Annotated in this window: 20 protein-coding genes; 9 read left to right on the top strand and 11 right to left on the bottom strand. The window is 65.5% G+C overall.

Translation table 11 applies throughout. The annotated features are described in order from the left end of the window. Positions 1 to 5: 5 nt before the first annotated feature. The 3 genes from VGN62_RS11475 to VGN62_RS11465 are packed head-to-tail and all read right to left on the bottom strand — an operon-like array spanning position 6 to position 5,658. Positions 6 to 1,289 carry an MFS transporter gene (locus VGN62_RS11475; protein WP_327453887.1) on the bottom strand — a complete coding sequence of 428 codons (1,284 nt, stop codon included), beginning with the start codon at positions 1,287 to 1,289 and terminating at the stop codon, positions 6 to 8. Continuing rightward, positions 1,286 to 3,448 (bottom strand): heparinase II/III domain-containing protein, encoded by a 2,163-nt coding sequence (locus VGN62_RS11470; protein ID WP_327453885.1) that lies wholly within the window; start codon positions 3,446 to 3,448, stop codon positions 1,286 to 1,288. Before VGN62_RS11470 ends, VGN62_RS11475 begins: the two co-directional genes overlap by 4 nt. After that, a complete protein-coding gene (locus VGN62_RS11465; protein ID WP_327453883.1) occupies positions 3,445 to 5,658 on the bottom strand; it encodes a polysaccharide lyase 6 family protein in 2,214 nt (737 codons plus the stop codon). Before VGN62_RS11465 ends, VGN62_RS11470 begins: the two co-directional genes overlap by 4 nt. A 185-nt stretch (positions 5,659 to 5,843) precedes the next feature. Here VGN62_RS11465 and VGN62_RS11460 point away from each other — a divergent pair, with 185 nt between their 5' ends. Continuing rightward, a complete protein-coding gene (locus tag VGN62_RS11460) occupies positions 5,844 to 7,907 on the top strand; it encodes a transglycosylase domain-containing protein (protein WP_327453881.1) in 2,064 nt (687 codons plus the stop codon). Between the two features lie 15 nt (positions 7,908 to 7,922). Here the strand turns inward: VGN62_RS11460 and VGN62_RS11455 are convergent, their stop codons facing one another. The 4 genes from VGN62_RS11455 to VGN62_RS11440 are packed head-to-tail and all read right to left on the bottom strand — an operon-like array spanning position 7,923 to position 14,757. Continuing rightward, positions 7,923 to 9,029 carry a DNA alkylation repair protein gene (locus VGN62_RS11455; RefSeq protein ID WP_327453879.1) on the bottom strand — a complete coding sequence of 369 codons (1,107 nt, stop codon included), beginning with the start codon at positions 9,027 to 9,029 and terminating at the stop codon, positions 7,923 to 7,925. A gap of 9 nt (positions 9,030 to 9,038) precedes the next feature. Then, positions 9,039 to 10,439 carry an efflux transporter outer membrane subunit gene (locus tag VGN62_RS11450; protein ID WP_327453877.1) on the bottom strand — a complete coding sequence of 467 codons (1,401 nt, stop codon included), beginning with the start codon at positions 10,437 to 10,439 and terminating at the stop codon, positions 9,039 to 9,041. Next, positions 10,432 to 13,596 (bottom strand): efflux RND transporter permease subunit, encoded by a 3,165-nt coding sequence (locus VGN62_RS11445; RefSeq protein WP_327453875.1) that lies wholly within the window; start codon positions 13,594 to 13,596, stop codon positions 10,432 to 10,434. Before VGN62_RS11445 ends, VGN62_RS11450 begins: the two co-directional genes overlap by 8 nt. Before the next feature lie 6 nt (positions 13,597 to 13,602). Further along, a complete protein-coding gene (locus VGN62_RS11440; protein WP_327453873.1) occupies positions 13,603 to 14,757 on the bottom strand; it encodes an efflux RND transporter periplasmic adaptor subunit in 1,155 nt (384 codons plus the stop codon). A gap of 140 nt (positions 14,758 to 14,897) precedes the next feature. On the opposite strand from VGN62_RS11440, the gene VGN62_RS11435 reads away from it, so the two are divergent. From VGN62_RS11435 to rplA, 7 genes are all read left to right on the top strand, one after another. Beyond that, entirely contained in the window at positions 14,898 to 15,503 is a 606-nt protein-coding gene (locus tag VGN62_RS11435) for a TetR/AcrR family transcriptional regulator (protein WP_327453871.1), read from the top strand. 127 nt (positions 15,504 to 15,630) lie between these two features. Beyond that, positions 15,631 to 16,917 carry an MFS transporter gene (locus tag VGN62_RS11430; RefSeq protein ID WP_327453869.1) on the top strand — a complete coding sequence of 429 codons (1,287 nt, stop codon included), beginning with the start codon at positions 15,631 to 15,633 and terminating at the stop codon, positions 16,915 to 16,917. A gap of 186 nt (positions 16,918 to 17,103) precedes the next feature. Then, entirely contained in the window at positions 17,104 to 17,301 is a 198-nt protein-coding gene (secE, locus tag VGN62_RS11425; RefSeq protein ID WP_137752919.1) for a preprotein translocase subunit SecE, read from the top strand. Between the two features lie 34 nt (positions 17,302 to 17,335). Continuing rightward, positions 17,336 to 17,872: a transcription termination/antitermination protein NusG gene (gene nusG, locus VGN62_RS11420; protein ID WP_037516051.1), complete on the top strand. Its 537-nt coding sequence runs from the start codon at positions 17,336 to 17,338 to the stop codon at positions 17,870 to 17,872. 52 nt (positions 17,873 to 17,924) lie between these two features. After that, the gene (locus VGN62_RS11415; protein WP_327453863.1) at positions 17,925 to 18,863 is read left to right on the top strand and encodes an acyl-CoA thioesterase; all 939 of its coding nucleotides are present in this window, start codon (positions 17,925 to 17,927) and stop codon (positions 18,861 to 18,863) included. 153 nt (positions 18,864 to 19,016) lie between these two features. After that, positions 19,017 to 19,448 (top strand): 50S ribosomal protein L11, encoded by a 432-nt coding sequence (gene rplK, locus VGN62_RS11410; RefSeq protein ID WP_293644906.1) that lies wholly within the window; start codon positions 19,017 to 19,019, stop codon positions 19,446 to 19,448. Positions 19,449 to 19,452: 4 nt separating this feature from the next. Further along, entirely contained in the window at positions 19,453 to 20,151 is a 699-nt protein-coding gene (gene rplA, locus VGN62_RS11405; RefSeq protein WP_327453859.1) for a 50S ribosomal protein L1, read from the top strand. Positions 20,152 to 20,364: 213 nt separating this feature from the next. Here rplA and VGN62_RS11400 read toward each other — a convergent pair whose 3' ends face one another. From VGN62_RS11400 to VGN62_RS11385, 4 genes are read right to left on the bottom strand one after another with little or no spacing between them, the layout of a single operon-like run. Then, positions 20,365 to 20,775: a VOC family protein gene (locus tag VGN62_RS11400; protein WP_327453857.1), complete on the bottom strand. Its 411-nt coding sequence runs from the start codon at positions 20,773 to 20,775 to the stop codon at positions 20,365 to 20,367. Next, a complete protein-coding gene (locus VGN62_RS11395) occupies positions 20,772 to 21,419 on the bottom strand; it encodes a heme exporter protein CcmB (RefSeq protein WP_327453855.1) in 648 nt (215 codons plus the stop codon). The genes VGN62_RS11400 and VGN62_RS11395 overlap by 4 nt, the downstream gene beginning before the upstream one ends. Continuing rightward, positions 21,416 to 22,000, bottom strand: a complete 585-nt coding sequence (ccmA, locus tag VGN62_RS11390; protein WP_327453853.1) for a heme ABC exporter ATP-binding protein CcmA — start codon at positions 21,998 to 22,000, stop codon at positions 21,416 to 21,418. Before ccmA ends, VGN62_RS11395 begins: the two co-directional genes overlap by 4 nt. After that, entirely contained in the window at positions 21,997 to 22,416 is a 420-nt protein-coding gene (locus VGN62_RS11385) for a metallopeptidase family protein (RefSeq protein WP_327453851.1), read from the bottom strand. The genes ccmA and VGN62_RS11385 overlap by 4 nt, the downstream gene beginning before the upstream one ends. Before the next feature lie 51 nt (positions 22,417 to 22,467). Between VGN62_RS11385 and VGN62_RS11380 the strand changes: the two genes are divergently transcribed. After that, entirely contained in the window at positions 22,468 to 22,755 is a 288-nt protein-coding gene (locus VGN62_RS11380) for a 4a-hydroxytetrahydrobiopterin dehydratase (RefSeq protein ID WP_327453849.1), read from the top strand.

Here is a 22,755-nt window from a genome sequence, read left to right as displayed (position 1 = left end):
GATCCTTATTCTTGATTGTGGGAGGGTTTGATGGTGACCGGTTCGACGCGACCGCCGACCAGCCAGAAACACAGGAAGGAAATCGGCACGATCGCCGCAGAGAGCGCGAAGATCGGCGCGTAGCTCGTCTTCGTGAGCACGGGGACGAGCCAGGTCGTGATCAGCGTGCCGGCGACCGCGGCGGTGCCGCTGATCCCCGCGAGGCTGCCGACCGCGCCGCCGCCGAAATAGTCGCTCGGTAGCGTCTGGATATTGCCGATCGCCATTTGGAAACCGAACAGGATGCACGCGATCAGCAGCACCGCGGTCAGTGGGTCGCTCGCGCCGATCGTGAAGAGCAGCGACGGGAGCATGATCGCACAGCCGATCGCGATGGTCGTCATGCGCGCCTTGTGCACGCCGCCGCCCTTGCTGATGATCCGCCCCGCGAACCAGCCGCCGAACAGGCTGCCGAGCATCGCGCCGACGAAGGGCACCCACGCGAAAAGCCCGATCTGCTTGACGTCGAAGCCGAAGGTTTCGGCAAGGTAGATCGGCAGCCACGACACGAAGAGCCACCACACGGGGTCGAGGAAGAAACGCGAGAGGATCACGCCCCAGCTCTGGCGATAGCGCAGCAGTTCGCCGAGCGGCACGCGGCGGCTGTCGCCCTGGCCCGCTTCGGTACGCCCGGTCAGGATATATTCGCGCTCTTCCTCGCTCAGCCCCGGATGCTTTTCGGGGTCGGCCTTGTAGAACCAGAGCCAGGGTACGAGCCAGATGAAGCCGAGCACGCCGATCAAGAGGAAGGTGCCGTGCCATCCGAACTGGACGAACAGCAGCGCGATCAGCGGCGCCGAGACGATCCCGCCGAGCGAGGCGCCGGCGTTGAAGATGCCCTGCGCGAGGGCGCGTTCGCGCGAGGGGAACCACAGCGCGTTCGCCTTGGCCGCGCCGGGCCAATTGCCCGCCTCGCTGACCCCCAATGTGGCGCGCAGGACCATCAGGAGCGGCATCGAGCGCACCAGCGCGTGCGCCGCGATCGACAGCGACCAGACGACGATCGAGATGGTGAAACCCATCCGCGTGCCGATCGCGTCGAAGATGCGCCCGAACAGCGACTGGCCAAAGGCGTAGAAGATCATGAAGATCGTCACCAGCAGCGCATAATTTTCCTTGGTGGCGCCGATTTCCTTCGACACTTCGGGCCACATCACCGCGAGCGCGTTGCGGTCGATATAATTGATGACGGTGGCGAGCGCGATCAGCGCGATAACGCACCAACGGAAGCGACCTTTGACATTGCTCATTTCTTCGCTCCGGTCTTGGCGAGGTCGAGGCGGCCGACGGGGCCGGTCCAGGCGAGGGTGCGGCCGTCGACGGTGACGCTGTGCTTCGCGCCCGCCGCAACATCGTCGGCGACCGCGACCGCGATGCGGCGCCCGTCGACGAGGGTGATCAGGACGAGATCGACGCCCTGTTCCTTGCGATGTTCGAGCGCCGCGACGCGCGCGCTGCTTGCGACGACGGTTTCGGCCGACGCGTCATAGGCGCCGTGCGGTTCGAGCAGGCTGACGAAGGTCGCGTCCGCCGCGCCATCGACGCGCTGGATCAGCGCGGGCTCGCGGCGCAGGTTGAATTCGGGATCGTTCGCGCCGCTTTCGGCGACGATGAAGCGCGCGCCCGCGGGCGGCGCCATGTGATAGGAATAAAAGCGGCTGCCCTGCATCCACGTCAGCCGCGCCTTGCCGGCCTTCGTGCCTTCGCCGTCGACCCACAGATGCTGATATCCGTTGGCTTTGCCCAGCACCGGCCGCTCGGCCAGGCTGCGGGCAAACGCGATGTCGCTGTCGATGATCTGCCCCGAAAAATGCAGCGGCAGGTCATAGCGATGCCTGCCGCTGCCAGTTCCGTGGAGGATATCGAGCGCGAGGGGGTTGGCGAGGCCGTCGACTTCGATCAGCAGCAGGGCGCGGCGGATACGGACATCCTTGTACGCGCTGTCGATTGCGCCGATCGCGTAACGGGTCGGGCCTTCGAGCGAAGCGGCGAGCTGGCGGGTCGGCGATTTTTCACCAGCTTTCCAGTCACCTGCGAAATGACTTTGTTCATCGACGACAAGTGTGTTGTGCGCGATCGTCGCACTTGCCCAGCTGTCGTTTTCGGGCAGGTAGCGCCCGCCGCGCTTGGCTTCGACATTCAGGAAGCGCGCCGCGCCATAGTCGGTCACCACCGCGCCGGTTTCGTCATAATAGAGCCAGCCGAGCCGGTCGAAATGGCCGTGCCCCATGCCCTGTACGGTGTTCTTGGCGACGAGCAGCGGGCCGGTCGGATCGGGCTTGGTGCGCAGCAGGACGAGTGCGCCGCCCTTGCCGTCGGGGCCGTCGGACAGCAGGCGCGAGCCGAAGGGCCAGGGCTTCGCTTTGCCCGCCGCAAGGTCTGCCGCCATCGCCTGTCCCGCAGGGGTCAGCACGGTGCGCCCCTGCCAGTCGGCGATCGACAGGAAAGCCGGGTCCTTCGTCGCGCCATAGGCGATGGCGACGGCGTGATAGAGTTCCTCGGTGCGCAGGCTCTTGTCGGGCATCGCATCGTTGATCGGCAGGAAATAGCCGTCGTGGGTGACGTCGATTGCGGTCCGGATCGCCTTCAACACGATGCCGTCGCGATACTCGAAGATCTTGCGGTCGGGATCGTTCGCCGCGATCGCCGCTGCGAAGACGACAAAAGGTTGCAGCGCATAGCGTTGATAATAGGGGCCTTCGGCGTAATATCCGTCGGGCGAGAAGAGCAGGTCGAGCTGGCGCAAGAAGCCCGCCTTGCCGCTCTTGTCGAGCCCGAGCAGCGCCTTGTCGACAAGGTCGCGGTCGCCGAGCAGATAGCCCGACAGGCCGACGCCCGCCGCGGCCCACGTCGCATGGTTATGGATGCGGTTGATCACCTCGGGCGATCCGTCCGACAGGAAGCGCGCCATCGGGCGGATCACCTGGTCGTCGATGCGTTGCCGGTCGGCGGCAGGTAGCGCGCCGCGGATCTCGGCATAGCCTTGCACAGCGTTCACGAGGAAGACGCTGTCGTTCAGGCTCTGCCAAAAGAGGCGACCGGGGACCTGGTTCGACGCAGCGGGATGCGGCCCGAGTTTCGGATAGAGGTCGGCATAGGCGAGCAGCAGGTCGCGGACATGGTCGCGGTACCGCACGTCGCCGGTCAGGCGGAAAAGCTGCCCGCCTTCGAAAATCGTGCGGTAGTTGCGCTTGTGCTGTTCGTGGGTGAAGCCGCCGCCGGGGTCCTTCGGAACCGGAACGTTCACGCCGGCGCGGATCGATGCCTCGACGTCCGCTTTCGCGCGCTCGATCTCGGCGGCGAAGAGCGGGGAGGCGGCCTGTACCGTCGCGGCGGAGGCGGGCTGCGCCGTGGCCGGAGCCGTCGAAAATGCCGCGGCGGCGAGCAGCAGGGCGAGCGTACGGGTCACGGGCGGGCCTCCACGATATTGCCCGCGATCAGGCCGCGCGGGGGGCCTTTCCATGCCAGTTCCTCGATCCGTGGTGCGGGGGTCGCCGCGAACGCGTTCGATGCGATCCGCGTTTCGGGCGCGCCGACCGAATGGATGACGAGAATGCCGTCGGATTTGGCAAAATTATTCTGCGCAATGTCGGCGTGCTGCGCGCCTGAAATGCGCAGCGATGCGCCGTCGCGGCCGCTGTCGGCAACGCTCGATCCGCTCATCGCGAACCAGGGGCCGAAAGTGCTTTCGTCGGTGCCCTTGCGCAAGAGGTCGGCGACCATCGCAACGCGCGCGAAGTTGCTGCCGGCGATCGTCAGTCGCTCCATCGGATACCAGCCTTTCGGCTCCTGCTCGCCGGTCGCGGCGACGACGACGCCCATCTCGGCGAAGTCGCTGTTCGTGATCGTCACATCGTCGGCGAAGGTTCCGGGCGCCATGGCGATGCCATCAAGACGACCCTTACCCGGACCGCGCACCGATACGCCTTCGAGCGCGATGCTGTAGTTCGGCGCGACGCCTGCGGTGGTCGCGATCAATGCGCCTTCGCCCGATGCCTTGCTTGCATCGACCGCGAGATTTTCGAGCTGCAGCCCGCCGCCGCTTTCGATCTGGGCGAGACCCGAGGCGACGCGGACAACCGGTTTCGCACCCTTTACGCCCGCAATGGTCAGCCGGTGGCGAAGCGCGAGCGGCGCCGCGACATCGTAGGTGCCGGAGGCGAGCGCGAGCGTGTCGCCTGCTTTGGCTCCGGAGACCGCCTGCGCAAGCGAAGCGCCCGCGGCGATCGGCCGGGTGGTGCCGGTGCCGAACGCGGCTTCGGGCGCGTTGCCGCGATACCAGCTCGCGCCGACTTCTTCGCGCTTCACGGGTTTGAGGTCGCGCGGCGCGCCGACGGCGGCAAGCGCCGGGTCGGTGGGATAAAGCAGGCCGTTCGGCGCGCGTTCGAGCGCGATGTCACGCTGTTCGACTCCCGCGCCGAGCAGCGGCTTTGCTACCTTCGCCTCGACATTGCCTGCGAACGCGATGCCGGTGATTTCGCCCTCGGCGCGGAACGGGTCCAGCCCCTTGGCGCCGACGATCAGGCTGCGCTCGAACTTGCTGTCGATGGGGGCGGCGGACCGTTCGGCGTCGGCTCCGGCCGCCAATGTGATGCGCGCGCTGTCGATGATGCTGTTGTTCTCGATCCGCGCGTTCGCGACCTGATGATAGCGGTTGATCACCGAATTGGGCACGCCGTTCATCACGCTGATCGCGCTCTTGAACGAAGTGCCCGCGAGGCCCTCGAAATAATTGCCACGGACGATCTGGTCGCGGTTGATCACCCGTACGCCGCCGGTGTCGGGGACGTTCTTGCCAAGGAAGATGTTGCGCTCGACGAGGTTGCCGTTGCCGTGGCGGAGCACGAAGGCCCCCTGCGCTTCGAGCACCAGATTTTCGCGGATGATATTGCCGCCCGACTTGACCGAGACGATTTCGACCTCGCCGCTCGTGCGGTCGAAGATGTTGCGTTCGACGACGCTGTTCGACGCCGACAGCGATTCCTCGCTCGTTCCGATGCGGATCGTTTCGCCCCCGTTCGAGCCGAGCGGCGGGCGCGGGCCGAAATAATTGTGATCGATGCGGTGGCGGTTATCGAGCGGGTCGCCCGCGCGGCGGATCACCGCGAGTGTGACGCCGCTGTTGGTCTTGCCCTCGAAATGCGAATGGTCGACGCGGTTGCCGGTGCCATAGAGCGCGACCCAGATATCAACGGCGCGGCGGTCGGCCTTGCTGTAGCCGTCGATCACCACCTCGGTGACGCGGCTGTCGGACGCGAGCATTTTCGAATCGCGGCGGAAGCTGATGACCTGGTCGGTCGGGCTGGCGCCGCTCCGGAAGACGAGCCCCGACACGACAAGGTGCCGGCCGCCGAGACGCAGGTTCGACTGGCCGGTCAGGATGACCTTGCCCTTGGTCTGCGCGGTGAGGTTGATCGGCTTGTCGGCGGTGCCGGTGCCGGTGAAGACGATCTGGAAGTCGCGCCACTCGCCGTCGGCAAGGATAATCGAGTCGCCGGGTTTGGCTGCTTTGACCGCCGCCTTGAACTGCGCCTGATCGGCGACCGCAATGTCGCGCGCGAGCGCGGTATGCGCCGTCGAAGCACTGATCGCGATCGTCAAGGCAGCGCGTAGCAGCATGAATCTCTCCCCGGTATCGGCATTGTTATCGCGTATTGGTCTACATAAGTGGTATGACGATTTCAACCCAGTTTGATTGACGATTTGCCAAACCAATTTTGGGCGCCACCTGTCATGGCGTCGCGGTGCGCTCGTTATAAGCCATTTGCTTATGCTGTGTTGGGGTTGTAATACGGGTGCCGCGCATGAAATGGTTCCGTAAACCCCAAGGCCCCGATTCCACCCTCGCCGCGACGCCGGGTGACCCTTTCGCCGACATCGCAGCGCCGCCGCCGCCGGTTCCTGAAACGCGCCGGCGCAAATGGGTGCGCCGCCTTTCGCGCGGCTTTGCAATCTTCTGCGTGACCTTCCTCCTGCTCGTCGGCTGGCTCGCGCTCACCGCGCCCCTGTCGAAATCGCTCGAACCGATCGCGCCGCCGCAAATCACCTTGCTCGCGTCCGACGGCACGCCGATCGCGCGCATCGGCGCGATCGTCGACACGCCGGTGAAGGCGAAAGACCTGCCGAAGCATGTGACGGGCGCCTTTCTCGCGATCGAGGACCGGCGTTTCTACACCCATTGGGGTGTCGATCCGCGCAGCATCGCGCGCGCGGTGTGGAGCAATGTCACCGGCGGGCGGACGCAGGGCGGCAGCACGATCACCCAGCAACTCGCGAAATTCACCTTCCTGACGCCGAAGCGCACGCTCGGGCGCAAGGCGCGCGAGGCGCTGATCGCTTTCTGGCTCGAATCCTGGCTGACCAAGGACGAGATCCTCGAACGATATCTCTCGAACGCCTATTTCGGCGACAACACCTATGGGCTGCGCGCCGCGTCGCTCCATTATTTCTATCGCCAGCCCGAGAAGCTGACCCCGGCGCAGGCGGCGATGCTCGCGGGGCTGGTGCAGGCACCCTCGCGCCTCGCGCCGACACGCAATCCCGACTTGGCCGAAAAGCGGATGAAGCTGGTGCTGAGCGCGATGGTCGACACCGGCTATCTGACGGCAAGCGAAGCGAAGGCGCTGCGTACCCCGCGCATCGACGTGCGGACGCGCAATACGCTGCCGACCGGGACTTATTTTGCCGACTGGGCGCTGCCCGAGGCGCGCAAGTTGAGCGATGTCGGCTATTCGCGCCAGACGATCACGACGACGCTCGATGCGCGGCTGCAATCGGCGGCGCGGCGCGTCACGAGCCGCGCCGGCCTCGGCAAGGCGCAGGTCGCGCTTGTCGCGATGCGCCCGAACGGCGAGGTCGTCGCGATGATCGGCGGCAAGGATTATGCCGCGTCGCCCTTCAACCGTGCGACGCAGGCACGGCGCCAGCCGGGTTCGACCTTCAAATTGTTTGTCTATCTCGCCGCGCTTCGCGCCGGCTGGGAACCCGACGACATGATCGACAACAGCGCGATCGAGACAGGGTCGTACCGGCCTAAAAATTCGGGCGGCGCCTATTCGAAGGAAATCAGCCTCGAAGACGCCTTTGCCTCGTCGAGCAATGTTGCGGCGGTGCGGCTGCTTCGCGAGGTCGGCGACGACAAGGTGATCGACATGGCGCGCGACCTTGGCGTCACGGCGCCGATGACCAAGGGCGACCCCAGTCTTGCGCTCGGCACGTCGAGCATGACCTTGCTCGAACTCACCGCCGCCTATGCCGCGGTCGCCGCGAACAGCTATCCGGTCGAACCGCGCGCTTTCAAGGGCGAGGAAAAGGGCTGGTTCGAAAACCTCATTTCGGGACCGAGCCGTTTCGGGTCGCGCGAGCATGAGGATATCGAACAGATGCTGCGCGCTGCGGTCAATCGCGGCACCGGCCGCGCGGCGCGGCTGCCGCAGGCCAACTTCGGCAAGACGGGGACGAGCCAGGACAATCGCGATGCGCTGTTCGTCGGTTACGCCAATGGCCTAGTCGTCGGTGTGTGGATCGGCAACGACGACAATACACCGCTGCAGGGCGTATCGGGGGGCGGGTTGCCGGCGCGCATCTGGCGCGACTTCATGACTGAAGCATCGGGCAAGCGCACGGCGCCGCGCCCGAAGGCGGTCGACCCCGCCGGGCCGGTCGAACCGCTCGACATCCCCGATATCGGCGACATCCCGATCGGCGACCGCACGCGTGTCGGGATCGAGGGTGGCGACGCGGTGATCTCGACCGAAATCAACGGTAGCCGCATCGACCTGCGCCTGCCGATTCAGGAAGGGCGTCCTACCGTTTCGGAGGGACGTCCGCCGCCCACTGCGAGCGAGCCGCCGCCGCCGCCGCTCTAAGGTGGCGCGAGCCGGTCAGCCCGGCAAGATCTCGAACGCGGCTGTCGCCATCGTTTGCCCGTTGACGATCAGTTCGACCTCGTGGCGCCCCGGATGGTGGCGCCGTGTGCTGAAATCGCGGATCGTCTGGCTGATGGAGAGGCGGACGGTGTCACCCACCGGCAGCTCGAAGGTCTTGAGCTTGAACACCTTGGGCGCGCTCTTGCCGCCGGCGCGCGCATAATGGACGCGGTAATCGACAACCAGCCGCTGGTCCTCGGCCGCATCCGACAAGAGCTCGACGGCGAGCACGATCCGGTCGCCGAGGCGAACGGTCGCGGGAGCGATGCCGAAATGGCGCACGATGACCGCTGCGCCATGGCCGACGCCGATGAGCGCGAGCGCACCGGGATCGCCCTTCTTGATCAGCGTGCGCAGCGCATGGCGCACGATCCACGCCGTTTGCGGATCGTCCTGTTGCCAGCCCGCAAGGCGGCCCAGTAGCCAGTCGGGGCGGTCCTTGGCGATGTCGTTCAGATGGTTCGCGACCGATTTGCGAACATAAAGGCTCGGATCGGCCTTCAGCGCTTCGAGGATCGGCGCCGCACGTGTCGGGTCGGCCTTCAACGCGGGGACGCGCGAAGCCCATGGCAGCCGCGGCCGGGCGCCTTCGCTAGCGAGCCGGCGGACATGCTCGTCCTCGCTTTCGGTCCAGCGCGTCATGGTGGCCAGCGCGCGCGGCGTATCTGCCGCCAGGTAGGGCCGGATCGCGAACTCGGCCGAACCGAAGCGTGTCAGGTCGGCGAGGGCGTCCATCGATGTGTCGAAATCGTCGAGTCCGTATCGTGCGACATATTCGGTGATCGCGATCGCCTGAAAACTGTTCGTCAGTCGAGGCGCCATGGCGCGGAGAATGCCGAGCGCCGCGATATAGTCGCCGGGCAGCGCAATATGGAGCGCGTCGGCGATATGCCGCACGCGTTCCATGATCGACAATGCTTCGAGACCTTCCGACGCGGCGGACACGAAGGCCGGCCGGTCGAAACGCGGAGACGCCGCCGCCCCCGCATCGGCAATCGTTTCGAGCGCCGGCGGACCGAGAAGGTCCTTGAGCAGGGCGGGGGCGGCGGCTTCGGTCGTCATCGCAGCGCTTTACCGCCGCTCGACGAGCCCGCCGCCGAGCGCGACATAAAGCGTCACCAGATTGTCGACCTGCGCACGCCTGAGTTCGATCAGCGCCTGTTCGGCGGCGAACAGGTTACGTTCGGCGTCGAGCACTTCGAGATAGGTCGAAACGCCTTCGCGGTACCGTTTGCGCGCGAGGTCGGCGATCCGTCGCTGCGCAAGCGTGCCGCGTTCCTGCGCCGCGACCTGATCGGCGAGATAGCGGCGCCCGGCGAGCGCGTCGGCGACCTCGCGGAACGCGCCCTGCACGGTGCGCTCGTAGGTCGCGACCGCGATATTCTCGCGCGCTTCGGCGACGGTCAGATTGCCCTTGTTCCGTCCGAAGTCGAAGATCGGCAGTCGGATCGACGGGCCGAAGCTCCAGTTCATGCCATTGTCGCTGAACAGATTGTCGAGCGATCCCGACGCGAAGCCGAAATTGCCGGTGAGCGAGATCGACGGGAAGAAGGCGGCGCGCGCCGCACCGACATTCGCGCGCGCGGCGCGCAAGCGTTCTTCGGCCGCAAGCACATCGGGCCGCGCGACTAGCAGGTCGGACGGCAGCCCGGCAGTCAGCGTCGGCGACTGGCCCTGCGCGACGAGCGGCAGCGGCGCGGGCAGGGGACCGGCCACCGGTCCGCCGGTCAGCACGGCGAGGAAATTGTCGGCCTGCGCCTTGCCGAGCTTCAGGCTTGCGAGCTGCGTTTCGGCCTGCGTCAGCAACGTTTCCGACTGGCGATAGTCGAGTGCCGAGGTCACCCCGGCGTCGAGCCGCCGTTTCGCGATCCGCAGCCCTTCCTTGCGGCTCGTCACCGTCGCTTCGGCGAGCGTGATCTGCTCGTCGGCGCCGCGCGAGGCGAAATAGGAAGAGGCCACGTCGCGGACGAGCGCGAGCCGGAAGGCGCGTTCGGCCTGTTTGGTCGCGAGATACTGGCTGCGCGCCGCTTCGGACAGATTCTTGACGCGGCCCCAGAAATCGAGCTCGAACGAGGTCACCCCGACCCCGACCGAATAGCGGTTGGTCGTGTCGGTTCCCGGACCCGTCAGCGACGGGCCGCGGCTGCGCGTCGCATCGGCGCTGGCGCCGACGGTGGGCAGGCGGTCCGCGTCCTGGATGCGGTACAGCCCGCGCGCTTCCTCGATCTGCGCGACCGCAACGGCGAGGTCGCGGTTGCGTTCGACCGCCTGCGCGATCAGCGCCTCGAGCTGCGGATCGGCGAAGAAGTCGCGCCAGCTGACTTCGGTGGCACGCTGCCCGAGCGTCACGTCGCCGGCGAATTCAGCCGGATAGGCGGGGGCGGTCGACAGCGGCGGCCGCTCGTGCGGTGGCGCCATATTGACGCATCCGGCGAGCGTCGTCGCCGCGACGAGGGCGATCAGGTTACGCATGGCCGGGTTCCTCATGATGTCCTTTTTCCGCCGGTGCAGGCGGCCGTTTGCGGCTGATCCACTTGCGCACCGACAGGTAGAAGAGCGGGATGAAGAAGATGCCGAGCAGCGTGGCGGCGATCATCCCGCCCATCACGCCCGAGCCGACCGCGATGCGGCTGGCGGCGCCGGCCCCGCTCGCGATCACGAGCGGCACCATGCCGAGGATGAAGGCAAGGCTGGTCATGATGATCGGGCGCAGGCGCAGCTTCACCGCTTCCATCACCGCATCGAGCGTCGGCTTGCCCTCGGCCTCCTGCTCGATCGCGAATTCGACGATCAGGATCGCATTCTTCGCGGCCAAGCCGATGATCGTGATCAGGCCGACGTTGAAATAGATATCCGCCGAAAGCCCGCGCATCATCGAGAAGAGCACCGCGCCGAGCACGCCGAGCGGCACGACGAGCAACACCGAAACCGGCACGGCCCAGCTTTCGTAGAGCGCCGCGAGCAGCAGGAAGACGACGACGAGCGACAGCCCGAGCAGCATCCCGATCTGGCCCGCCGACTGTTTTTCCTCATAGGAAATGCCGGTCCATTCGAACGCGAAGCCCTGCGGGAGCTGCGATGCGAGCCGTTCCATCTCGGCCATCGCTTCGCCGGTCGACTGGCCGGGTGCGGGTTCGCCCGAAATCGTCATCGCGGGATAGCCGTTATAACGCTGGAGCTGCGGCGCTTCGGCCGACCATTCGGCCTTGCTGAACGACCCGAAGGGCACCATGCCGCCGTTTGCGCTGCGCACCCGCAGGTCGAGCACGTCCTGCGGTGTCATGCGGCTCGCGGCGTCGGCCTGGAGCAGCACGCGCAGCACGCGGCCTTCGCGGGTGAAGTCGTTGGCATAGGCGCTGCCGAAGCTGATCGCGAGCGTCGCGTTGACGTCGCCGATCGACAGGCCGAGCGCACGCGCCTGGATCCGGTCGATATCGACCTTCAGCACGGGTGCATCCTCCTGACCCTCGGGACGCACATTCGCGAGCAGCTTGCTCTGCATCGCACCGCCAAGGATCTGGTTGCGCGCAGCGATCAGCGCGTCGCGCCCGTTGCCGCCGCGATCCTGCAACTTGAAGGTGAAGCCGCTCGACGTGCCGAGTTCGGGAATCGACGGCGGGCTCAATGAGAAGGCGAACGCCTCCTTGATGCCCATGAAGGTGCCCATCGCCTTGCCGGCGATCGCGTCGGCGCTGTCGCCGTCGCCCTTGCGCTCGTCCCAATGTTTGAGCGGGATGAACATGATCGCATTCGCCTGGCCCTGGCCAAAGAAGCTGAAGCCGTTGACCGACACGACGTTGGCGACCTGCGGCTGTTCGGCGAAGAAGGCCTTGACCTGCTTGGTCGCCTCGTTGGTGCGCTGCGTCGTCGCGCCCGGCGGCGCCTGGATCACGGTGATCAGATAGCCCTGGTCTTCCTGCGGCAGGAAGGATCCCGGCAGGCGGGTGAACAGCAGGGCCGTGACCGCGACCATCGCGACGAAGACGCCGAGCCAGCGTAGCGGGGTTGCGAGCATCTTGCCGACGCCCCCCTGATAACGGTCGGTGGTGCGACCGAACCAGTCGTTGAAGCGGCCGAAGAAACGGTCGAAGAAGGCACCGATCCGGCCCTTGCGCGCCGTCTTGTCGTGCGGTTTCAACAGCGTCGCGCAAAGCGCGGGCGTCAGCGTGAGTGCAAGCACGGCCGAGAAGGCGATCGAGATCGCAAGCGTCATCGAGAATTGGCGATAGATGCCGCCGGTCGATCCGGGGAAGAAAGCCATCGGGATGAACACCGCGATCAGCACCAGCGTGATGCCGATGATCGCCGAGGTGATCTGGCTCATCGCCTTCACCGTCGCCTCATAGGGCGGCAGATGTTCCTCGTTCATGATGCGCTCGACATTTTCGATCACGACGATCGCGTCGTCGACGAGAATACCGATCGCCAGCACCATGCCGAACAAGGTCAGCACGTTGATTGAGAAACCGAACATCCAGAGGCCGAGGCACGCGCCCGCGAGCGCGATTGGAACGACCACGGTGGGGATAACGGTCGCGCGCCAGTTCTGGAGGAACAGGAACATGACGAGGAAGACGAGCACCATCGCTTCGGCGAGCGTCTTCACCACCTCTTCGATCGACAGGCTGATGAAGGGCGTGGTGTCATAGGGGATCGACCAGACAATGTCGGGCGGGAAACCCTTCGACAGCTCGTCCATCCGCGCGCGAATGCCCTCCGCCGTTGCCAGCGCGTTGGCGCCGGGCGTGAGCTGGACCGCGAGGCCCGCCATCGGCTTGCCGTTGAGTTCGGACGAGAAGAGATAGCTTGCCGCACCCAGTTCGACGCGGCCGACGTCGCCCAGCGTCACCGCCGACCCGTCGGGGTTGGCGCGCAGGATGATGCTCTCGAACTGCTCGGGCTTGGTAAAGCGGCCCTGCGTCGTGATGACGGCGTTGAGCTCGGCGCCCTTGGCAATCGGCTGGTCGCCGAGTTGGCCGCCGGGCGTCTGGCTATTCTGTTCCTGCACCGCGCCGAGCGCTTCGGCGGGCGACAGGTTATGCGAGGCGAGCTTTTGCGGATCGAGCCAGATGCGCATCGCATATTCGGGCGCAAAGGCCTGGACGTTGCCGACCCCGTTCACGCGGCGCAGTTCGTCGAGAACGCGCGTGTTCGCGAAATTATTGACCTCCATCGGGTCGGTGTTGCCGCTCTTCGAGGTGATCGCGACGATCAGCAGGAAGCCCGAATTGGCCTCGGTGACCGAGATGCCCTGGCGACGGACATCCTCGGGCAGTCGCTGCTCGACGCGGCGCAGGCGGTTCTGGACCTCCATCTGCGCATTATCGATGTCAGTCCCCGCCTCGAAGGTCAGGTTGATCGACGCGGTGCCGTTCGATTCGCTGGTCGAGGCCATGTAGAGGAAGCCCTCGACCCCGTTCAGCTCCTGCTCGATGACCTGCGTCACATTCTGCTCGAGCGTCTTGGCGTCGGCGCCCGGATAGGTGACGCCGATCGTCAGTGACGGCGGCGCGACCGACGGATATTGCTCCACGGGAAGCCCGCGCAGCGCGATGATCCCGGCAAGCAGGATGCCGATGGCGATGACCCAGGAAAAGATGGGCCGGTCGATGAAGAAACGGGGGGTCATGTCAGGTCAGCGCTTCGCCGCGGGAGCGGGCGCCGCGCCCTTGGGCTGGGCAATGCGCACTGGCTGACCCGGCTGCACCTTTTGCAACCCGTCGACGATGACCCGGTCGCCGGGTTTCAGTCCTTCGAGGATCGCCCATTGGCCTGCCACCATCGTGCCGAGCTTCACGGGGCGCGGCGTTGCATTGTTTTTGGCGTCGAGAACCATGACGCTCGCATTGTCTGCCGCCAGCTTGACCGCGCGCTGGGGGATCAACACTCCGTTGGCCCGATTGCCAGCGAAAATGCGCGCGCGGACGAATTGACCGGGAAGCAGCGCTGAGGACGGGTTCGGAAATTCGGCGCGCAGCGCCGCGGTGCCCGTCGCCTCGTCGATCGAAAGGTCAAAGAAATCGAGGTGGCCGACAACCGGATAGGCGGTGCCGTCTTCAAGGATCAGCTGGACCTCGACGCGTTCGAGCTGCGGCGCGTTGACCTTGCCAGCCTCCATGTCGCGGCGCGTCGCGAGCAAGTCCGAACTCGACTGACCGAAATTGACATAGACGCGGTCGATCTGTTCGATCGTCGTGAGCAGCGTGCCCTGTCCCGCATTGACGAGCGCGCCTTCGGTGACTTCGGCGCGGCGCGCTCGGCCCGAGATCGGTGCCGTGACCGACGCATAGCCCAGATTGAGGCGTGCTGATTCCAGATTGGCCTGTGCCGCCGCCACATCGGCTTCGGCGGTGCGCTGCGCGGCGACCGCAGCATCATATTCCTGCTTGCCGATCGCCTGGTCGGCGAGCAGCGGCTGGTAGCGGCCAACCACCTGCCGGGCATTGGCGGCGGTTGCCTGCGCACGGGCAAGCTGCGCGCGCGCAGCATTTGCGGTCGCGACCAACTCGCGCGGATCGATCCGGAACAGGGGCGTCCCGGCACGGACATAGCTGCCCTCGTTGAACAGGCGGCGCTCGACGATGCCGTTGACGCGGGCGCGGACCTCCGAAGTGCGATACGCCTGGACGCGGCCGGGCAGCTCGATGACGTTCGGCACGGCTTGCGTGCGGATCGTCACGATACCGACCTCGGGCGGCGGCGGCGCGGGCGGCGCTTCGGACGAGCAGGAAGCCAGCAACAGGGCCAGCGCAGCGCCGGCGGCGCAGCTGAGAGGACGAAGGCGACTCATAAGGACCCCTGAAAAAATCGCAGTTGTGCGGGATTTGTTTATACGCAAAAGCTTGCGTTGAGGCGCCCTGTAATTTAAATTACAAAAAAGCGCAAGGGAGGGAGAAAATTTTGGGCATGTCGGAATCGGCTTTATGTCAAATGGATAGGCTATCGCCACGCGAACGGCGCCAAGGTGCGATCCTCGATGCGGCCGAGACGCTGTTCCTCGAACAGGGTTATGAGCGCACGAGCCTTGCCGAAATCGTCAAGCGGTCGGGGGGCTCGCTGGCGACGCTTTATGAACTGTTCGGCAACAAGCAGGGGCTGCTGCGTGCGATCGCGACCCGCTGGTGCGACGAAGCCATGCTGCGGTCGCTCGACGATGATGCCATGCAGGGAATGTCGGGCGTCGAGATATTGCGGCGCTACGCGCATCGACAGAGCGAGCTGATGGAATCGCCGCACGCCGTTGGCCTGATGCGCATGCTGATATCCGAAAGTTTGCGCGACCATGAATTTGCCATGCAAATCTATCTCGACCTTCATGTGCCCGCGCTGGAGGAGCTGGTCGAGTTATTCGCCGAATGGGCGGCAACGGGCAGGGCCGAAATCGATCGCCCCGAAGCCGCCGCGCGCCTGTTTTTCGATATCGTTGTCGGCGATTCGATGTTGAACACGCTGATGGGGATCGAGACCGAATGGCTGGATTCCGAACAGATCGACTGGCGGCTCCAGCCTTTCCTTTCGCATTTCAAGATTCGCTAGGGGGCGTGCCGGCCGCGTCCGCGGCATGTTGACATGACTGTCAATAGCTGAAAGCGTGCGGCTCCTGCTTCGGGAGCCTCACGCCTTGGCCAGTAACGCCCTGCCTTCGGTCGCCCAAGCGGATGAGATGCCGGTGTTGCGCCCGCGCACGGTGGCGGCCTATGCCGCGACCGCGGGGCCGACGGTGATGCTGGGACTGCCGTTCAGCGTCTATCTGCCGCCCTATATTGCCGAGGGCGGGGTGATTTCGGTGGCGCTGGTTGGCCTGCTCTTCTCGCTCACGACGATATGGGACGGCGTCGTCGACCCGCTGATCGGCACGATGGTCGACCGCGTGCGCACCGGACTTGGCGCGCACCGGCGCTGGATGCTGCTCGCGGTGGTGCCGCTGTTCCTGCTGCTGCTCGCGCTGGTGACGGTCGGCGACCAGCTGCCCTTTGCCGCGCTGTTCCTGATGATGGTGCTCTTCTATTCGAGCTACAGCCTCTATGAGGTTGCGCAACTGTCGTGGGGCGCCGCGTTGGTGCGCTCACCCGCCGACAGCGCGCTCCTCTACGGGATGCGCGACTGGTTTGCGAAGATCGCGCTGATCCTCGCCTTCGCGGCGCCCGCGGCGGCGCAGCTCCTGATCCCCGGGCTCAGCCTGCAAGGGCGGATCATGGCTTATGCGAGCCTCTTCCTGCTCATGGTGCCGATCGCGCTGTTCGCGATCCGGCTGGTCCCGCCGCGCCCCGTGGTCGCGGAGCCGGGGATCGGCTGGCGCGCCGAAATTCGTGCCTCGCTGTCCTTCCCGCCGCTGATGCTGCTGCTCGGCGTGCAGTTCCTCAACAGCTTCGCGTTCGGGTCGTTGACGTCGCTCTTCGTCTTCTTCGCCGCCGCGGTGCTCGACCTTGATGGGCAGAGTGCGGTGCTCCTTTTTGCGAGCTTCATCGGCGGCGCGCTCGCGTCGCCTATCTGGACCTTTCTCGCGCGGAGGTTCGGCAAGCCGCCGATGATGATGGCGATGGGGCTGCTGATATCCAGCCTGCTCGTCACGACCTTGTTCCAGGAGCCTGAAGGCATTGGGCAGGCAGTCGGTTTTTCGCTGATGCTCGGGACGGGCTTTGTCGGGCTGCTTTTCACCTACTCGATGCTCGCGGACCTGATCCCGCACGACGCCGAGCGCTGTGGGCGGGGGCGCGCGGCCTTCCTGTTCGCGCTGCTCAACCTGATGCAGAAATTCGGTGTAGCCGCCGCGATTGCGGTCAGCTACGCGGCGCTCGACCTTGTCGGCTTCGATCCGCGGAACGGAGCGGCGGCGGCGCGCGAACTTCACTTTATCTTCGCGCTCCAGCCGACGGTGAGCTGGATCGTCATGGTCGGCCTGTTGCTTTTGATGCAGCGCGCGCTGGCGCGTTCGCCCGCCCGCCTTTGACTTGCAATCGCTGCGCCGCAGAAGTAAAGGCCGCTTTCATTCGGACAGATGCGCCGTTTTTCTCCCGCCTTTCGCCGACACGCTCGGGGAGGGTGGGCGGACTATTGCCCAAAGCGCGCTTGACGCTTGGGCAACGGCAACCCATCTGGCCCGGATCAAGGACGTTATTAGGACAGGACGATCGACATGGCGAAGACCAGCCCGGCTGAGTTCATCAATCAGGTACGCGCCGAAGCCCGCAAGATCGTTTGGCCCACGGGCCGCGAGACGGTGCAGACGACGATCATGGTGCTCATCATGACGACGATCCTGTCGCTGTTCTTTTTCGGCGTCGACACGGTTTTCAACGCGATCGTCAGCTGGCTGACGTCGCTCGCGCGCTAATCGCCGCGGTTACAGGGACAGGATACGGATACACATGGCGCGCTGGTACATCATTCACGCCTATTCGGGTTTCGAGAACAAGGTTCGCGATTCGGTGCTTTCCGAAGCCGAGCGCATGGGCCTGACCGACTTCGTGGAAGCGGTCGAAGTGCCGGTCGAAACCGTCACCGAGGTGAAGCGCGGCAAGAAGGTCCAGGCCGAACGCAAGTTCTTCCCCGGCTATGTGCTCGCCAAGCTGACGATGACCGATGATGTCTATCACCTCGTCAAGAACACGCCGAAGGTCACGGGCTTCCTGGGTTCGATGGGCAAGCCGCAGGCGATCAGCGAAGCCGAAGCCGCGCGCATCCTGAACAGCAAGGAAGAGGCTGCGGCGCGTCCGAAGCAGGAAATCCGCGTCGATTACGAAATCGGCGATCAGGTCAAGGTGCTCGACGGTCCCTTCGCCAGCTTCAACGGGCTGGTCGAGGAACTCGATTTCGAAAAGGCACGCGTCAAGGTGTCGGTGTCGATCTTCGGTCGCGCCACCCCCGTCGAACTCGACTTCGAACAGGTCGAACGCTTCAAATAACATCGCCGCGCGCCTGTGAGGGCGCGCGGAGTCCATCGAACGGAACATGCGCATGAGCCTTTCTCCCGACGAGATCCAGGCTCGCATTGATCGCGCGCGCGAAATCCAGGCGGCGTTTTCGCCCGAAAAGGTCGTCGCTGCGGTGACGCGCCTGTTCGAACTCGATCCCGTCCCGGGCCTTGAGGACGAATTCACTTTTCCCGCGTTTGAGAAACCGACCCGCCAGCGCATTTTCGGCGGACAGGTGATCGCGCAGGCGCTCGCCGCTGCGGCGCGCACCGTCGATCCGGGCAAGCCCGCGCATTCGCTCCACGCTTATTTCCTGCGCGGCGGCGACGAAGCGAAGCCGCTCCATTTCCGCGTTCATCGCGACTTCGACGGGCGCAGCTTCGCCAACCGCCGCGTCGTCGTGCGGCAGGACGGCAAGGTCATCTTCAACCTGACCGCCTCGTTCCACGCGCCCGAACCCGGCGCGACGCATCAGGCACCGATGCCCGACGTGCTGCCGCCCGAGGAGTGCGCCGAACTCGTCGAAAATCTCGCCGCCGATCCCAATGTCAGCGACGCGCAACTCGAACGCATGGCGCGGCTGCGGCCGTTCGAGACGCGCAATTTCCGTCCGTCCTCGACCGAGCGCGGGACGACGCATTATCAATGGTACCGGCTTGCGGCGCCGATCGGCGACGATCCGCTGCTCCACCGCGCCTTCCTTGCCTATGTGTCGGATATGGGCCTGCTGTCCTCGTCGCTGCTCCCGCACGGCCTCACCTGGTCGACGCCGGGGCTGTTCTCGACCAGCCTCGATCACGCGATGTGGTTCCATGGCGACATCCGCGTCGACGACTGGTTCGTCTATGTGATGGACAGTGACTGGACCGGCGGCAGCCGCGGGATCAACCGCGGGCTGATCTATCGCCGCGACGGGACGCTGATCGCATCGGCGATGCAGGAAGGCCTGCTGCGCATCACGCCGCCCGCGCCCGGCGCATAAGGCTTGTTTTTCCCGGCATTTGCGCTTATGCGCGCCGCTTCGCGTCAGATACGGGCGTGATTCCGCGCGGGAGGAAGGGGTGATGCCCTTCTGTTCGACCGCTAATTTTGAGCCCCGGATCCGTCCGGGGCGACAGAAAGACAGGAGGCCATCATGGCTAAGAAGATCAGCGGCTACATCAAGCTGCAGGTGCCCGCCGGCACCGCCAACCCGTCGCCGCCGCTTGGGCCGGCGCTCGGTCAGCGCGGCGTCAACATCATGGAATTCTGCAAGGCGTTCAACGCCGCGACCGATTCCCTCGACAAGGGCACCCCGACCCCGACCATCATCACCGTCTATGCCGACAAGAGCTTTTCGTTCGTCACGAAGACCCCGCCGGCAACCTATCTGATCAAGAAGGCCGCGAACCTGAAGTCGGGTTCGAAGGAGCCGGGCAAGATCAGCGGTGGCAAGATCGCGCGCTCGAAGCTCGCCGAAATCGCCGAGATCAAGATGAAGGATCTCAACGCCAACGACATCGAACAGGCGACGAAGATCATCGAAGGCAGCGCCCGCTCGATGGGCCTCGAAGTGACGGAGGGCTGAACCGATGGCAAAGCTGACCAAAAAGCAGAAGGCCCTCGAGGGCAAGGTTGACGCGCTGAAGCTTCACGCCGTCGACGAAGCGATCAAGACCGTTCGCGAGCTGGCCTCGGCCAAGTTCGACGAAACGCTCGAAATCGCGATGAACCTCGGTGTCGATCCGCGCCACGCCGACCAGATGGTCCGCGGCGTCGTGACGCTGCCCGCCGGTACCGGCAAGGACGTCAAGGTTGCCGTGTTCGCACGCGGCGACAATGCCGAGAAGGCGCTGGCCGCCGGTGCCGACAAGGTCGGTGCCGAAGACCTGATGGAAGACATGCTCGCGGGTAACCTCGACTATGGCCGCGTCATCGCGACGCCCGACATGATGGGCATCGTCGGCCGCCTCGGCAAGACGCTGGGTCCGAAGGGCCTGATGCCGAACCCGAAGCTGGGCACCGTGACCCCGAACGTCGCCGAAGCCGTGAAGGCCGCCAAGGGCGGGCAGATCGAATTCCGCGTCGAAAAGGTCGGCATCATCCACGCCGGCCTCGGCAAGCTGTCGTTCGGCGAGGAAAAGCTCCGCCAGAACTTCGACGCCTTCGTCGACGCGATCGTCAAGGCCAAGCCGGCCGGCGCGAAGGGCAAATATGTCCGCAAGATCGCGCTGTCGTCGTCGATGGGCCCCGGCATCAAGGTCGACACGGCCGACGTGACCGGCGCCTGATCGAAGCGCCAACGAATTAGGGAAGGGCCGGGGGAAACTCCGGCCCTTTTCTTATGGGCGGATTAGGGGTGGAAAGCTGTCACACGCAATATTCGTCATCCCCGCGAAAGCGGGGACCCAGAGCGTGCGTAAGCTGACCCCACACTAGGTTCCCGCTTTCGCGGGAATGACAAACTAAGATGGGACGCAATGTCCGCAACCGGTCGTGAGCCGTCATTCCGGCTGGCGAAATTCGATCAAATCCCATTTATTGCCATAAAGATCGAGGAAGACCGCGACGGTGCCATAATCAGCTTCCAACGGTTCGCGCTCGATGCGCACGCCCTTGTCGAGCAGGCGCTGATAGTCGCGCCAAAAATCGTCGGTCTGCAGGAACAGGAAGACGCGGCCGCCCGCTTGATCGCCGATGAATTCGGCCTGCTCTTCATTGGAAGCCCGCGCCAGCAGGATCGTCGCGCCGCCCGGCGGATTGCCCGGCGGGGCGACGAGCACCCAGCGCTTGTCCTGTGCGGGTTGATAGTCGTCGGCGACCAGCGAGAAGCCGAGCGTGCCGACATAGAAATCGATCGCCTCGTCATAATCGCGCACGACGAGCGCGATATGCGCGAGCGACTGGCGGGTCATTCGCGCAGGCCGCGCAGCGCCGAACCCGCGGCGAACGGTCCGATCACCGTCAGCAGCAGGCTCGTCGCCGCGAGCAATTTCATCGCGCCGCGTCCCGACGGGTCGAGCATTCCGGCGCCGAAGATCAGCATCGGCACCGCCAGCGGCAGGACGAGCAGCCCGCCGATCGCGCTGCCGCCCTTGTGGTTCGCGGTCAGTGCCGCGCTCAGCACGGCCAGCGAGGCGAGTGCGGGGATGGCGATGGCGATCCCGGTCGCGAGCAGTTCGACGCGAGCCGCGTCCTGTGCGAGCAGCGCCGATGCGGGGAATAATGCGATCATCAGCGGCAATCCGAAGCCAATCGCGTGCGCCGCGATTTTTACGGCCGCGATGACCTCGTCGGCAAAGCCGCGCACCGCAAGCTGGTCGAGCACGCCCGTATCCTTGTCGGGGCGTATCAGTCGGTCGATCGGGAGCAGCGCCGCGAGCAGCGCCGCGACCCACACCATCCCGCCGCCCGCGCGCCTGAGCAGCGGCGCGTCGGGTCCGACTGCAAAGGGGAAGGCGGTCGCGACGAGCAGGAAGAACAGCACCGGCAGCCACAGCGCCCCGCTGCCCCAGGCGCGGCGAAGATCGCGCCAGAAGAGGGCGATCAGCGCGGTCATGCGAGCGCGCCCATGTCGAGTTCGGCGAGGTCGGGCACCCCGAGCGCGAAATGCGATGCGAGCAGCACCGCGCCGCCGTCGGCGCGGTGTTTCGCGATTGCAGCAACGAGCCGCGCCTGCGCCGCATCGTCCATGCCGTTCGCGGGCTCGTCGAGCAGCCAGATCGGCGCGCCGCTGGCGATGACGCGCACCATTGCGGCGCGCTTGCGCTGGCCGGTCGAGAGCATCGATACCGGCACCTCGGCGAGGGGTGCCAGCGCCATTTCGTCCATCGCACGGTCGACCCTGTGGCCGTCGACGGTGTCGACCCGCGCCCAGAAATCGAGCGCGCGGCGTAGCGGCAGCTCGGCATCGAGTGCCGCCGCCTCGTCGATCAAGGCCACACGCTCGCGGCGTTCGACCGTACCCGCGGCCGGACGGAGAAGTCCGGCGGCGAGGCGGATCAGGCTAGACTTGCCCGCGCCATTGGGGCCGCGCAGCCATAAGGCATCGCCGCGGTTCAGCGTCAGCGACAGCCCCTCGAACAACAGGCGGTCACCGCGGATACACGCCACATTGTCGAGCCGCAGAAGCTCGGTCACGCCATATCTTCCAGCGCATGCATGTCGTCGTCGGAAAAGCCGAAATGATGGCCGAATTCGTGGATCAGTACATGGCGCACCAGTCCTTCGAGCTTCTCGCCCGTCTCGATCCACTCGACGAGGATCGGGATGCGATAGAGGGTCACGCGGTCGGGCATCCCGCCGCTCTCCCCGATGCTGCGCTCGGTCAGCGGGCGGCCTTCGTATAGCCCGGTCAGGTCATAGGGGTGCTCGATATCGAGCGAGGCGAGGGTTTCGTCGTCGGCGAATTCCTCGATACTGATCACGACGCCCCGGATATGCGGCTTGAACACGTCGGGCATCGTTTCCAGCGCCGCCTCGGCCATCGCGAACAGCGCGTCGGCATCGGGGGCGGTTCCGGTCCATCCGGCGGGCAGGCTGCTCTTGTCGCTCATCGCGCCCTTCCTTATGGCGAGCGCACGACATTGACCAGCGGGAGAAGAAATATGGTCCAGAAACTCGATGATGACGCCCGCGCGGCGCTGCTTGCCCGCTTTCCCCAATGGGCGCACGAGCCCGCGCGTGATGCGATCACGCGCCGCTTCAAATTCGACGATTTCGCGCAGGCGTTCGGTTTCATGGCGAGCGTCGCGATCATCGCCGAAAAAATGGACCATCATCCCGAATGGTCGAACGTCTATAACCGCGTCGACATCCTGCTGACGACGCACGACGCCGATGGGTTGTCGGAGCGCGACGCGAAGCTGGCCGAGGCGATCGAAGCACTGGTCTAG

Source organism: Sphingopyxis sp. (genome assembly GCF_035998905.1).
Taxonomy (GTDB): domain Bacteria; phylum Pseudomonadota; class Alphaproteobacteria; order Sphingomonadales; family Sphingomonadaceae; genus Sphingopyxis.
Note: the sequence above shows the minus strand (reverse complement) of the source record. Positions and strands in the feature narration are given on the sequence as shown.

Excerpts from the sequence above, each read along its gene's own strand:
- VGN62_RS11475 (WP_327453887.1), bottom strand. The coding sequence starts at position 1,289 with ATGAGCAATGTCAAAGGTCGCTTCCGTTGGTGCGTTATCGCGCTGATC.
- VGN62_RS11465 (WP_327453883.1), bottom strand. The coding sequence starts at position 5,658 with ATGCTGCTACGCGCTGCCTTGACGATCGCGATCAGTGCTTCGACGGCG.
- VGN62_RS11460 (WP_327453881.1), top strand. The coding sequence starts at position 5,844 with ATGAAATGGTTCCGTAAACCCCAAGGCCCCGATTCCACCCTCGCCGCG.
- VGN62_RS11455 (WP_327453879.1), bottom strand. The coding sequence starts at position 9,029 with ATGACGACCGAAGCCGCCGCCCCCGCCCTGCTCAAGGACCTTCTCGGT.
- VGN62_RS11450 (WP_327453877.1), bottom strand. The coding sequence starts at position 10,439 with ATGCGTAACCTGATCGCCCTCGTCGCGGCGACGACGCTCGCCGGATGC.
- VGN62_RS11445 (WP_327453875.1), bottom strand. The coding sequence starts at position 13,596 with ATGACCCCCCGTTTCTTCATCGACCGGCCCATCTTTTCCTGGGTCATC.
- VGN62_RS11440 (WP_327453873.1), bottom strand. The coding sequence starts at position 14,757 with ATGAGTCGCCTTCGTCCTCTCAGCTGCGCCGCCGGCGCTGCGCTGGCC.
- VGN62_RS11435 (WP_327453871.1), top strand. The coding sequence starts at position 14,898 with ATGGATAGGCTATCGCCACGCGAACGGCGCCAAGGTGCGATCCTCGAT.
- VGN62_RS11430 (WP_327453869.1), top strand. The coding sequence starts at position 15,631 with ATGCCGGTGTTGCGCCCGCGCACGGTGGCGGCCTATGCCGCGACCGCG.
- secE (WP_137752919.1), top strand. The coding sequence starts at position 17,104 with ATGGCGAAGACCAGCCCGGCTGAGTTCATCAATCAGGTACGCGCCGAA.
- nusG (WP_037516051.1), top strand. The coding sequence starts at position 17,336 with ATGGCGCGCTGGTACATCATTCACGCCTATTCGGGTTTCGAGAACAAG.
- VGN62_RS11415 (WP_327453863.1), top strand. The coding sequence starts at position 17,925 with ATGAGCCTTTCTCCCGACGAGATCCAGGCTCGCATTGATCGCGCGCGC.
- rplK (WP_293644906.1), top strand. The coding sequence starts at position 19,017 with ATGGCTAAGAAGATCAGCGGCTACATCAAGCTGCAGGTGCCCGCCGGC.
- rplA (WP_327453859.1), top strand. The coding sequence starts at position 19,453 with ATGGCAAAGCTGACCAAAAAGCAGAAGGCCCTCGAGGGCAAGGTTGAC.
- VGN62_RS11400 (WP_327453857.1), bottom strand. The coding sequence starts at position 20,775 with ATGACCCGCCAGTCGCTCGCGCATATCGCGCTCGTCGTGCGCGATTAT.
- VGN62_RS11395 (WP_327453855.1), bottom strand. The coding sequence starts at position 21,419 with ATGACCGCGCTGATCGCCCTCTTCTGGCGCGATCTTCGCCGCGCCTGG.
- VGN62_RS11385 (WP_327453851.1), bottom strand. The coding sequence starts at position 22,416 with ATGAGCGACAAGAGCAGCCTGCCCGCCGGATGGACCGGAACCGCCCCC.
- VGN62_RS11380 (WP_327453849.1), top strand. The coding sequence starts at position 22,468 with ATGGTCCAGAAACTCGATGATGACGCCCGCGCGGCGCTGCTTGCCCGC.